At 76.8% G+C, this 11739-nt stretch carries 10 protein-coding genes and 1 riboswitch; of the genes, 7 read left to right on the top strand and 3 right to left on the bottom strand.

What is annotated here, in order from left to right:
• Positions 1-32: 32 nt before the first annotated feature.
• Positions 33-590: a dihydrofolate reductase family protein gene (locus tag OP18_RS03025; protein WP_033357125.1), complete on the bottom strand. Its 558-nt coding sequence runs from the start codon at positions 588-590 to the stop codon at positions 33-35.
• A 113-nt stretch (positions 591-703) separates the two neighbouring features.
• Between OP18_RS03025 and OP18_RS03020 the strand changes: the two genes are divergently transcribed.
• Both OP18_RS03020 and OP18_RS03015 read left to right on the top strand, forming a co-directional pair.
• A complete protein-coding gene (locus OP18_RS03020) occupies positions 704-1648 on the top strand; it encodes an RNA polymerase subunit sigma-70 (protein ID WP_052386136.1) in 945 nt (314 codons plus the stop codon).
• Between the two features lie 73 nt (positions 1649-1721).
• Positions 1722-3227, top strand: a complete 1506-nt coding sequence (locus OP18_RS03015; protein WP_052386186.1) for a nucleotidyl transferase AbiEii/AbiGii toxin family protein — start codon at positions 1722-1724, stop codon at positions 3225-3227.
• On the opposite strand, the gene OP18_RS03010 is transcribed toward OP18_RS03015, so the two are convergent.
• Entirely contained in the window at positions 3208-3840 is a 633-nt protein-coding gene (locus OP18_RS03010; RefSeq protein ID WP_033357124.1) for a maleylpyruvate isomerase family mycothiol-dependent enzyme, read from the bottom strand. The two genes, OP18_RS03015 and OP18_RS03010, sit on opposite strands and share 20 nt — an antisense overlap.
• Before the next feature lie 71 nt (positions 3841-3911).
• Here OP18_RS03010 and OP18_RS03005 point away from each other — a divergent pair, with 71 nt between their 5' ends.
• Positions 3912-4358 (top strand): MarR family winged helix-turn-helix transcriptional regulator, encoded by a 447-nt coding sequence (locus OP18_RS03005; protein WP_211273429.1) that lies wholly within the window; start codon positions 3912-3914, stop codon positions 4356-4358.
• Between the two features lie 113 nt (positions 4359-4471).
• Here OP18_RS03005 and OP18_RS03000 read toward each other — a convergent pair whose 3' ends face one another.
• Complete coding sequence (locus OP18_RS03000) at positions 4472-5110, bottom strand: TetR/AcrR family transcriptional regulator (RefSeq protein ID WP_033357123.1); 639 nt, start codon at positions 5108-5110, stop codon at positions 4472-4474.
• Positions 5111-5224: 114 nt separating this feature from the next.
• Here OP18_RS03000 and OP18_RS02995 point away from each other — a divergent pair, with 114 nt between their 5' ends.
• The 4 genes from OP18_RS02995 to OP18_RS02980 all read left to right on the top strand — a co-directional run bounded on the left by OP18_RS02995 (position 5225) and on the right by OP18_RS02980 (position 11698).
• Positions 5225-6646 (top strand): MFS transporter, encoded by a 1422-nt coding sequence (locus tag OP18_RS02995; RefSeq protein ID WP_052386185.1) that lies wholly within the window; start codon positions 5225-5227, stop codon positions 6644-6646.
• A 197-nt stretch (positions 6647-6843) separates the two neighbouring features.
• Positions 6844-8013 (top strand): hypothetical protein, encoded by a 1170-nt coding sequence (locus OP18_RS02990; RefSeq protein WP_156089258.1) that lies wholly within the window; start codon positions 6844-6846, stop codon positions 8011-8013.
• 163 nt (positions 8014-8176) lie between these two features.
• Entirely contained in the window at positions 8177-10396 is a 2220-nt protein-coding gene (locus tag OP18_RS02985; RefSeq protein WP_211273428.1) for a DEAD/DEAH box helicase, read from the top strand.
• Between the two features lie 159 nt (positions 10397-10555).
• A riboswitch (cyclic di-AMP (ydaO/yuaA leader) is annotated at positions 10556-10701 on the top strand.
• A 7-nt stretch (positions 10702-10708) separates the two neighbouring features.
• Entirely contained in the window at positions 10709-11698 is a 990-nt protein-coding gene (locus OP18_RS02980) for a C40 family peptidase (protein ID WP_156089257.1), read from the top strand.
• Positions 11699-11739: the final 41 nt, after the last annotated feature.

The following is an 11739-nucleotide window of genomic DNA, read 5'->3' as shown; positions in this document are numbered from 1 at the left end:
GCGGGCCCGGCCGGTCCCGGACGGCTGAGCGGTCAGCCGCGGTCGCGGCGCAGCACGCTCAGCGTCGCCGGGCCGGCCGGCTCGACCCGCGTGAACCGGAACCCGGCCGGCGCGGTGAACAGCCGGTCGCCCTCCCCCACCGCCAGCGGGAACGTGATCAGCCGGTACTCGTCGACGACGTCGGCCGCGGCGAGCTGGCGGACCAGGCTCAGGCTGCCGATCACCACCACGTCGCGGTGGTCGCGCTCCGCCGCGGCCCAGGCGACGGGGTCGCCGTCCACGACCGCCGAGTTCGACCAGGCGGCCGGGTCGCAGCCGGTGCGGGTCGCGACCCGCTTCGGCACCCGGTTCATCACCGCGGCGTAGTCGCTGTCGCGGCCGGGCCACAGCCGGGCGAAGTGCTCCCAGGTGCGCCGCCCGTACAGCTGGACGCCCCGCTCCATCCGGTCGCCGAGCTGGAACTTGTCGCCGCTGACGGGGCCGTCGCCGAACCGGAACGCCCAGCCGCCGTGGCCGGTGCCCCACCGCCCGTCGGGGTCGGAGACCACGCCGTCGAGCGTGACGAACTGGATGACGATGATGTCGCCCACGAGGGGTGTCCTTCCGTCGTGGCGGCCGACGTCCGGCCGCCTTCATCCGACATGTACGGGCACCGCCCGCCGGACTCATCGGTCGGCGGGTCGCGCGACGTACGCTCGTCGGCGTGGTGGACGCAGCGGCGCAGCCCGGGTACGAGACGTTCGAGGCCTACCGGGGTGACCTGCTGGCGCACTGCTACCGGATGCTCGGCTCCCTCGACGAGGCCGAGGACCTGGTCCAGGAGACGCTGCTGCGGGCCTGGCGCGCCGCCGGCCGGTACGACCCGCTGCGCGCCTCCCCGCGCACCTGGCTGCACCGCATCGCCACCAACGCCTGCCTCGACGCCTTGGAGGGCCGGGCCCGGCGGCCGCTGCCGAGCGGGCTGGGCCCGGCCGGCGACCCGCATGCGCCGCTGCGGCCGAGCCTGGACGTGCCGTGGCTGCAGCCGTTCCCCGACGCCCGGCTCGGCGACCCGGCCGACGTCGCGCAGCAGCGCGCCGGGCTGCGCCTCGCCCTGATCGCCGCGCTGCAGCTGCTACCGGCCCGGCAGCGGGCGGCGCTGGTGCTGCGCGAGGTGCTGCAGCTGCCGGCCGCCGAGGTCGCGCAGGTCCTCAACAGCAGCGTCGCGTCGGTGAACAGCAGCCTGCAACGGGCCCGCACCACGCTGCGGGCCGCCGGGCCGGTCCTCGACGAGCTGCGCGGGCCCGCCGACCCCGGCGAGCACGCCGTCGTGGAGCGGTACCTCGCCGCGTTCGAGGCGGCCGACGTACCGGCGCTGACCCGGCTGCTCGCCGACGACGTGGCGCTGGAGATGCCCCCGGTCGCGCTGTGGCTGTCCGGCCGCGACGACTACCGGCGGTTCATCGAGCGGGTCTACGTCATGCGCGGCACCGGCTGGCGCCTGGTGCCGGTGCGGGCCAACGGCGGCCCGGCCCTGGCCGCGTACACGGCGGACGGCCGGGCCCACTCGCTCCAGGTGTTCACCGTCGCGGGCGGCCTCGTCCGGCGCTGCGTCACGTTCGCCGACCCGGCCGTGTTCGGCCCGTTCGGCCTGCCGCCGGCCGTGTGAACCGCCGGCCGTGTGAACCGGTGGCCGCCGTGTGAACCGGCGGCCGCGGGAACCGGTGTCCTACGCTGCACCGGTGACCGAGATCGCCGGGACGTTCGAGATCCACCTGACCGCCGGCGGGTCCGGGGCGCAGGACCTCGCGGACCTCGCCGCACGCCACGGCGTGCGGTTCGTGCACATCGTGCTCGACCAGGGGCGGCACCCGTCGCAGCCGATGCTGACGGTGCCCGCCCGCGGCACCCTCGACGAGGTGCGGGCGCTCGCCCGGCAGTGGCGGGAGCGGCTCGTCGCCCGCGGCACACCGGTGACCCGGGTGAAGATCGAGGCGGCGCCGTGGTGCGCCGGGGTACCGCAGGACGACGCCGCCGCGGCCGCCGAGCCGCCCGGGCGGTACTTCGAGCACCACGTGAAGCTGCTGCTGCCGGCCGCCGCCCCGGTCGCCGCGATGCGGGTCGCCGCCGACGCCGGCGCCGCCTACGGCGCCCGGCTGTCCCGCAACGCGCGGCGCCGCGACGGCGAGGGCCGCCAGGAGCGCTTCCTCACCGCCCGCTGCCACGGGGTGGGCCTGGCCACCGCGACGGCGCGCCTCGACGCGTTCGTCGCCACCCTGCGCGGCGCCGGGCTGGAGGTCGTCGAGGTGGAGCAGGAGTACGTGGTGGACGACTCCAACCTCGGCCTGGACCGCGGCTGGCTCGACGGCCGCCCCGACGACCCGGTGGCCGGGCGGCACCCGCCCGCCGCCGGCGAGACCACCGTCGCCGACGAGGACACCGTCGCCGGCGAGGGCACCGGCCGGCGCCGGGCCCGCCGCGCGGCCCTGGAGCACGTGCTCGGCGTGCTCACCCGCAGCCGCTGGGCGGAGCACCTGGTGCTGCGCGGCAGCGTCACGATGGCCGCGTGGGTCGGCGAGGCCGCCCGCGAGCCCGGCGACCTCGACTACGTCGTCACCCCGGCCGGCATCACCGGCGACAGCCCGCAGGCCCGCGAGCTGCTCGCCGGCGTCACCGCCGCGCTCGCCGCCGACCCGGGTGCAGGCCTGCGGCCGCAGCGGACCACGCGCTCGGCGATCCGGACGTACGAGCGCACCGACGGCCACCGCCTCACCGTGCCGTTCCAGGTCCCCGGCGCCCCCGCCGGCGCCGTCCAGATCGACCTGGCCTTCGGCGAGCACCTGCCGCTGGCGCCCGAGCCGCTCACCCTGCCCGGCATCGACCGGCCGGTCCTCGCCGCGCCCGCGCCGCTCGCCCTGGCGTGGAAGCTGCGGTGGCTGTGCACCGAGCGGTGCCCGAAGGGCAAGGACCTGTACGACGCCACGCTGCTGGCCGAGCACACCACGGTCGACCTCGCCCTGGTCCGCGGCCTGCTGCGCGGCGACCTGGGCCCGGACGCGGACACGTTCACCGCCGAGCGCGTGCTGTCGCTGCCGGTCGACTGGCCCGGCCGCACCGACGGGCACCCGGGCGTGGACGGCACCGCCGAGGACTGGCGGTGGCGGCTCGCGCTCGCCCTGGAACGGCACTGGAGCTTGACCGGCCGGCGGGTCGGCCGCCGCGCCCGGCTCAGGCGGCCCGGGCGGTGACGGTGGCGAGGCCGGGGCCCTCCAGGGTGGGGGCGGCGACGGCGGTGCGGCCGGTGAGCAGGAGCAGCAGGGACAGGGCCGGGCCGGCCACCTCGGGGCCGGCGCCCACCGTCCACGGCGTGTCGGTCGCGCGCAGGGTGACGCCCGCCAGGCGGCGCCGGGCGTTGAACGGCCAGCCCATCCGCCACACCCGGTCCAGGCCGCGGGCGGTGTACCCGACCGGCACCGGGCAGGGCCGGCCCAGCGGCGCGCCGATGTCCTGGTAGTGCACGACGACGTCGAAGAGCGCGTTGCGGGTGTCGAGCACCGCCGCCGTACGCCGGTCGCCGGCGTGGCGACGCAGGCCGGCGACGAGCTCGCCGGGCTCCCGTGCCCCGGCGCGGACCGCGGTCAGGGTGTTCATCCGGTTGACGTTGCCGCGGGCGCGCGGCGCGGTGGCGATCAGGTCCCAGGTGGTGATGGTGGGGACCGTGACCAGGTGACCGGCGACGTCGCGGACCCGCCACCCCTCGCACAGCGACGGCGCGTCCCACTCGGCCGGCTCGATCGTCTCCAGCAGGTCGGCGACGCGCAGGCGCATGGCCTGGACCGCGGACCAGTACGACTCGTCCATGACGCCCCCAAATAAAGTCCGAACTTCGGACCACTTTAGTCCGAAGCTCGGACTTCTGCAATCATGGACGCATGGAGGAGCTGAACCTGGGGCTGCTGTTGTTCATCCCGTACCGGGCGATGGAGTCGGCGGTGCTGGCGGCGCTGCGCGAGCACGGGCACGACCTGCCGCTCAACCAGGCCCGGGTGTTCCAGCGCATCGCCCCGGGCGGCTCGCGGCTGGCGGAGCTGGCCGAGGCGGCACAGGTGAGCAAGCAGACCGTCGGCTCCATCGTCGACCAGCTGGAGCGGGCCGGCTACGTCGAGCGGGTCGCCGACCCCGACGACGCGCGGGCCCGCCTGGTCACGCTGACCGCGAAGGGACACGAGATCGTCGAGCTCAGCATCCCGGTCGTGCGCGACATCGAGGCCGCCTGGGAGGCGCACCTCGGCCGGGCCCGCACCCGGCAGCTGCGCGAGACCCTCGCCGAGCTGCGCGAGCTCACCGACCCCTACGCGACCCCGCGCCGGCGCGGCTGACCGGCGCGGCCGACCGGCGCGGCTGACCGGCGCGGCTGACCGGCGCGGCTGACCGGCGCGGCTGACCGGCGCGGCTGACCGGCACCCGCGGGCCGGCGCCGCCGGCCCGCGGCTCACCGCGACGCGGCGGGCGCGGCGGGCGCGGCGGGCGCGAACGCCGGCAGCAGCGTCGCGATGATCACCTTCGGGGCCCGCTCGGCGGTGAGCCGCCCGGCGTTGATCTCCTCGGCGGCGCCGTGGATGACGCCGTAGAAGACGCTCGCCATCCAGGACACCGGCAGGTCGGTCCGGAACACCCCGCTGCGCCGCCCCCGCCTGATCAGCGCCTCGACCCGGCCGAGGGGGCGGTCGTGGTACTCGCGGATCCGGTCGGCGGGCAGCTCCAGCTGGGCGGCGAAGAGCAGCAGCCGGAACTGCTCGACGATCCGCCAGGACGACCTGACCAGCCGGGCGAGGGCGGCGCGCTCGTCACCGGTGAGGTCCACGTCGGCCAGGGCCCGGTCGGCGTCGGCCATGACCCTGGTGAACACGGCGTCCAGCAGCTCGGCCCGGGAGCCGAAGTGGCTGTACAGCGTCACCCGGCCGACCCCGGCGGCGCGGGCGACCTCCTGCATGCTCGCGGTCGGGTCGACCGACAGGCACTCCCGGGCGGCGTCGAGGATCGCACCCACGTTGCGCTGCGCGTCGGCGCGGCTGCCCCGCGGGCGGCCCGCCCCGTCGCCGCCGTCCGCCGCCTTCGTCGTCGCTGCCATCGGCACCTCCGCACGCACCCTACCAGTCCATGAAACCGAACACACATGTTCAGTTTAGGCCGACGACCCGCTACGGTAAACCGTACATCGCTGTACGACATAGGAGTGACGGTCATGCCTCATCATCATCCGGCCGGCACCGGCCGCCGCGGCGGCTGGGGCGTGCTCGCCCTGCTCTGCCTGGCCCAGTTCATGGTCATCCTGGACGTCACGGTCGTGAACGTCGCGCTGCCGCGGCTCGCCACCGACCTACGGCTGGACCGGGCGGCGGCGACCTGGGTGGTCACCGCGTACACCCTGTGCTTCGGCGGGCTGCTCGTGCTGGGCGGCCGCCTCGCCGACGTCCTCGGCCGGCGCGCCGTCTTCCTCACCGGCCTCGCCGTGTTCACCGCGGCGTCGCTGGCGGCCGGGCTGGCCGGCGGCCCGGCGACCCTGCTGGCCGCGCGGGCGGCGCAGGGCGTGGGCGCGGCGCTGCTGTCCCCGGCCGCCCTGGCCGTCGTCAGCACGATGTTCCACGGCCCGCGCCGCCACCGGGCGCTCGCGGTGTGGGGCGCCGTCGGCGGTGCCGGCGCCGCCGCCGGTGTGCTCGTCGGCGGGTTGCTCGTCTCCGGACCCGGCTGGAGCTGGGTGTTCTTCGTCAACGTGCCGATCGGCGTGGCCGTCGGCGGTGCGGTGGCCGTCGTCGTGCCCCGGTCGCCGCGGTACCGCGGCCGCGTCGACGTCCCGGGCGCGCTGCTGCTGACCGGGGCGGCCGCCGCGCTGATCCACGGCCTGACCCGGGCCGGCGGCGCCGGTTGGACGTCCACCGGCACCTGGCTGCCGATCGCGGCCGCCGCCGGGCTCGCCGCCGCGGCCGCCGTGGTGCAGCGCACCGCCCGCACGCCGCTGCTGCCGGTCACGCTGCTGCGGCGGCGGCCGGTCCTTGCCGGCAACGCCGTCATGCTGGCCGCGTCCGGGCTGCTCGTCGCCGGGTTCTTCCTCACCTCGACACTCGCCCAGCACGTGTTCGGGTACTCGGCGCTGCGCACCGGCCTGCTGTTCCTGCCGGTCACCGTGGCCACCGTCGCGGCGGCGCACGCGGCCGCGCACGGCCTGCGCCGCTTCGGTGCCCGCCCGGTCGCGTTCGCCGCCTTCGCCGCCGCGGCGGCCGGCTTCGCCCTCCTCGCCGGGGTGTCGGCGCACGACGACCCGCTGCGGGCGGTGCTGCCCGGGTTCGTCCTGGCCGCCGCCGGCCTCGGCGCCGGCTTCGTCACCGCGTCCACCTCGGTGATGACCGGCGTCGAGGGGCACGCGGCGGGCAGCGCGTCCGGCGTGCTGAACACCGGCCACGAGCTCGGCGCGGCCCTCGGCGTCGCGATCGCGTCGTCGGTCGCCGCCGCCGGCGTGGACCCGGCGGCCGGGCCGGCGGCGGTCGCGGGGTTCACCGACGCGTACACCGTCGCCGCGGTCACCGCCGCGGTCGCCGCGCTGCTGCTGGCGGCGGCGCTGCCCGGCGGCCGCCCGGCGGCCACGGACGCACCGGTGTTCGTGCACTGACCGCGGTCCCGGCGCGGTCCCGGCGCGGTCACCGGTGGTCACCGCACCGGCACGCGGCGGCGGGGGCGGGTCCCGTGGTGGGCCGGGATCGGGCGCCGATCGGTGGAACCGGCGGCGCCCGCGATTGACACCGCGGGGCGCCGGTGCGGACCCTGGGCGGGCGCCAGCCGGGCGCCGTGCCCGAGGAGTCGCCGCCAGTGCCGAACCGTCGCCGGCCGTGGACCGCCGTCCTCGGCGTCGCCGTGCTCCTCGGCGCCGCCGTGGTGCCGCGCGGGGCGCCGCCGGTGGCCGCGCGGGGCGCGCCCGCCGCCGCCCGGGTGGTCACCGGGGTGTCGCTGGTCAACGACGCGACCGGGCGGCCGGTCCTGGGGCTGTCGCCGCTGACCGACGGCACCGTGCTCGACGCCGCCGCGCCGGCCGGCCGCAGCCTGCGCGCCGGGTTCGCACCGGGCGTGCGTCCGGGCGGGGTCACGTACACCATGCGCGGCACCGACGGCGGCGGCACCGCACACACCGCGCCGGCGGCGTCCGGCTTCCGCTGCGACACCACCGGCTGCCCGCTGCTGGCCAGGCCCGGCCGCTACACCCTCAGCGTGCAGGCCGTCACCGGCGCGGGCGACCCGCTCGGCGCCCCGCGCACCGTGCGCCTCACCGTCGCCGCGGCCGCGCCCGCCACGGACCTGGACGTGCTCTTCGTCGGCAACAGCCTGCTCGGCACGGTCAACCGGACCAGCGGCGAGGACACGCCCGCGCTGGTGCGGCGCCTGGCCGCCGCCGCCGGCCGGACGGTCACCGTCACCGAGGTCATCCGCTCCGGGTACACGCTGCGCCGCACCTGGGACGACGGTCTCGTCGCCGCGGCGCTCAGCGGTGCGCGCCGGTACGACGCGATCGTGCTGCAGGAGTACAGCACCCTGCTCGCCACCGACCCGGCGGCCGCCACCGACACGCTGCTGCACCGGTACGCGCCGACGTTCGGGCGGGCGCTGAAGCCCGGCGGGCGGGTGGTGCTGTTCAAGAACTGGGCCCTGGCCGACCCGGCGCCGTTCCCCAGCCGGGCCGCCGCGACGGCCGCGATCGACGCGCACGCCGCGGACCTGTCGGCGGCGCTGGCGGCGGCCCGGGACACGCCGCACCTGTTCGCCCCGATCGGTGACGCGTTCGAGACGGTGATCGCCGCGCGCGGCACGGCGTACCTCATCACCGCCGACGGCAAGCACCCCACCGACACCGCCGTGTACCTGGACGCCGCAGTGCTGTGCGGCGTCCTGCTGCGCGCCTCGCCGCGCGACCTCGACGACCTGTACGTGCCCGCGCCGGCCGCCGCGTACCTGCGCGCCGTCGCCGCCACCGCGACCGGCTGGTGACGGTTCCCGGCCGGGCCGCGGCGGGCACCGCGGGCATCGACGTTGCTCGCCGAGCCGGCGGCGTTCCCGGCCGGGCGTGACGGTGTCGCGACCGGCCGCGACCGGGCGGGGCGCGGCGAGCGGCGCGGGCGGCGGGTCGGTACCGTCAGGGCATGGCCGCGCGATGCCCCACGGTGCGCCGGCGCCGGGCGGCGGGATGACGGCCGCGGGGCGCCGGGAGACGCGCGCGCTGCTGGCCAGGGCGGTCGACGTGCAGGCCGACGCCGAGGCGGTCGCCGGGATCGTCGGCGCCGCCCGGGCCGAGGTCGTCGCCGCGTACGAGGTGGCCAGCGAGCCCCAGGTGTGGGCCGCGCTCGGCACCATGTCGATCGAGACGTTGAAGGACACCGTCGACGGCCGGGCCCGGCTGGACGAGCTGCCCGCGCACGGCATCCGCTCGGTCGCCGACGTGCTGCGGGCCGGCCCGCGACGGCTCACGGCGGTGCCCGGCATCGGCGACGGCACCGCCCGGCGGACCATCCACGCCGCGGAGCAGCTCAAGCGGGCGGCGCGCGACGCGCTGCAGTTCCGCATCGAGTTCGACCCGAAGGACCCGGACATGACCCGCCTCGTGCGGGCCCTCGCCACCTGGGGCGCGGTGTGGCACGCGGCCGGGGCGCACGAGCCGGACGCGACGCGGCTCGCCGGTGACCTGGCCCGGCAGCGGCCGGTGGCCGCGCCGGCCGGGTCGCTGCGCCGGTGGTTCATGCGGGCCGCGGACCGGGCCACCGCCGACGACGCGGCCCGGCGGGTCCGCGCGCTGGTCGACACCGCCGAGTCCGCCGGCCTGCCGGCGGCCGCCCGGGCGGTCCGCGCCGTGCGCCCGCCCGGCGCGAAACCGGCCTGGCGCGACTACGAGCGGCGCTCCGCGGACTACTACGGCCTGCTCAGCCAGGTCGTCGGCCTCGGCGGTGACGTCGCGGCCAGCGAGGGGTTCCTGCCCGCCGACATCGTCGAACGCGTCGGCGCCCAGCAGCTGGACACGTCCCGGCTCAGCGACGGCCTGCGGCTGCGCGGGTACCAGTCCTTCGGTGCCCGGTTCGCCCTGGTGCAGCGGCGGGTCGTGCTCGGCGACGAGATGGGGCTGGGCAAGACGGTCCAGGCGATCGCCGCGATGGCACACCTGGCCGCCCGCGGCGCCACCCACTTCCTGGTCGTCTGCCCGGCCAGCGTACTGATCAACTGGTCACGCGAGATCGCCCGGCACTCGACGATCCCGGTCGTCGCCCTGCACGGCAGCGGCCGGTCCCGGGCGGCGGCCCGGTGGCGGGCCCAGGGCGGCGCCGGGGTGGTCACGTTCGGCTCGCTCGGCGCCCTCGGCGAGCTGCCGCTGCGGCCCGCGATGCTGGTCGTCGACGAGGCGCACTACGTGAAGAACCCCGACGCGAAGCGGTCCCAGGCGGTGAACCGGGCCGCCGCGGGCTCCGAGCGGGTGCTGTTCCTCACCGGCACCCCGATGGAGAACCGCATCGACGAGTTCCGCGCCCTGATCGAGCACCTGCGGCCGGACGTCGCCGCCGGCATGGGCCCGGAGCACGCGGCGATCAGCGTCGAGGCGTTCCGCCGTGCGGCGGCCCCGGTGTACCTGCGCCGCAACCAGCCCGACGTGCTCACCGAGCTGCCCGAGCTGGTGCAGGTCGACGAGTGGGAGCAGTTCAGCGCCGAGGACGGCCGGGCGTACCGCGACGCGGTGCGCGAGGGCAACTTCATGGCGATGCGCCGGGCCGCCTTCGCCGTGCGCCGCCCGCACGACTCGGCGAAGCTGACCCGCCTGCTCGAACTGGCCCGCGAGGCCCTCGCCAACGGCCGCAAGGTCGTCGTCTTCTCCTACTTCCGCGACGTCCTCGCCGTGGTCGGCGCCGCGCTCGGCGCCGACGCCCGCGGCCCGATCACCGGCGCCACCCCGGTCGCCGACCGGCAGCGCATCGTCGACGCGTTCACCGCGGCGGCGCGACCCGCCGTCCTCGTCTGCCAGATCGAGGCCGCCGGCGTCGGCGTCAACATCCAGGCCGCCTCCGTCGTCATCCTGTGCGAGCCCCAGGTCAAGCCGTCGATCGAGGCCCAGGCGATCGCCCGGGCGCACCGCATGGGCCAGGTCCGCACCGTCCAGGTCCACCGGCTGCTCATCGCCGACTCCGTCGACGAGCGGATGATCGAGATCCTCGGCTCGAAGGCGCAGCTCTTCGACGCGTACGTGCGGCACAGCACCATCGCCCAGGCCTCCCCGGGCGCCGTGGACATCTCCGAGGTGCAGCTCGCCCGGATGATCGTCGCCGAGGAGCAGCAGCGCCTCGCCGGCACGCCCGAGCCGCCGCGCCGGCTGACCCGGGCCACCCCCGGCTGAGCCGGCACCGCCGCCGGGGCCAGATCCGTCTTGCGTCTTCGTTAAGTGTGGCTTAGATCGAGGCTCGGCGGTGTCCGCGGCGGTTACGTTGGGGCTGGCCTGCCGGACGTCGCCGCCCCGCCGGGGTGGCCCGGGCAGGTGCCGCCGAGTCGCCGGCCGGGCGCCCGAACGCCGGGCGTGGGCCGGGGAGCCGGGGAACCAACCGGGGTTTCCCATGGGGTGAATCCGCGCCGCGGCGCGGTAGGGCGCGCCTTCTTCTCGCCCGAATCCGTCAGCTAACCCGGTAGGCGGTCGCGGAAGAAGGACTGTGCCGTGTTGAACGGACGCACGACGCTGCGCACGGCGGTCGTCGCGCTGGCGGTGGCGGCGATGATCGCCCCGGCCTGCGCCGCGCACGCGGACCCGACGCCGGAGGAGCTCCAGGCCCGCATCGACCAGGGCAACAAGGAGGTCGAGCTGGTCGTCGAGCAGTACAACAAGGTCAACGGCGACCTGGAGGCCACCCAGGCGGCGATCACGAAGCTGCAGGCGGACCTGCTGCCGCTGCAGGCCAGCATGCAGGCCGCCCGGGACGACGCCGCCACCGTCGCCGTCAACGCCTACAAGACCGGCGGCAACCTCGGCACCTGGTCGCTGATGCTCGGCGCGCGCTCCACCGACGCGTTCACCGACCGGGTCGGCACCCTGCGGCAGATCTCCCGCAGCCAGCAGCGGGACCTGGCCGCGTACGGCACGGCGAAGGACGCCTTCGACGCCGAGCAGCGCCGGCTCAACGACACCCTCGCCACGCAGAGCCAGCAGAAGATCGAGCTGGAGACCCGCCGCAAGAAGATCGAGGGCGACATCGCCCGCCTCGACGAGCTGCAGCGCAAGGCCGAGGCGGCGGCCGCCGCGGCCAAGGCGAAGCCGAAGACGACCACCACGACCGCGAACCCCGGCAAGCCGCCGGCGGTGTCCGGATCGGCGGGCAAGGCCGTCAGCTACGCGTGGGCACAGCTGGGCAAGAAGTACGTGTGGGGCGCCGCCGGACCGAACACCTTCGACTGCTCGGGGCTGACGATGATGGCCTGGAAGGCCGCCGGCGTGTCGCTGCCGCACAACGCCGCCCAGCAGTACCAGAAGGTCCGCCACATCTCCCGCAGCCAGCTCGCCCCGGGCGACCTGGTGTTCTACAACGGCCTCGGGCACGTGGGCATCTACATCGGCAACAACCAGATCATCCACGCGCCGAACAGCCGCACGGTGGTGAAGGTCGCCCCGATCGACATCGACAGCCTGTACGGGTACGGCCGCCCCGGCTGACCGGCTGACCGCGGCTGCCGCCACCCGGGCCGGTGGCGGCA

This window comes from Dactylosporangium aurantiacum, assembly GCF_000716715.1.
Classification (GTDB): Bacteria; Actinomycetota; Actinomycetes; order Mycobacteriales; family Micromonosporaceae; genus Dactylosporangium; species Dactylosporangium aurantiacum.
This window is presented reverse-complemented; position numbering and strand designations above follow the sequence as displayed.

What these genes read in the sequence shown, in the direction of transcription:
- OP18_RS03010 (WP_033357124.1), bottom strand. Translation starts at nt 3,840, where the DNA reads ATGGACGAGTCGTACTGGTCCGCGGTCCAGGCCATGCGCCTGCGCGTC.
- OP18_RS03005 (WP_211273429.1), top strand. Translation starts at nt 3,912, where the DNA reads ATGGAGGAGCTGAACCTGGGGCTGCTGTTGTTCATCCCGTACCGGGCG.
- OP18_RS03000 (WP_033357123.1), bottom strand. Translation starts at nt 5,110, where the DNA reads ATGGCAGCGACGACGAAGGCGGCGGACGGCGGCGACGGGGCGGGCCGC.
- OP18_RS02995 (WP_052386185.1), top strand. Translation starts at nt 5,225, where the DNA reads ATGCCTCATCATCATCCGGCCGGCACCGGCCGCCGCGGCGGCTGGGGC.
- OP18_RS02985 (WP_211273428.1), top strand. Translation starts at nt 8,177, where the DNA reads ATGCCCCACGGTGCGCCGGCGCCGGGCGGCGGGATGACGGCCGCGGGG.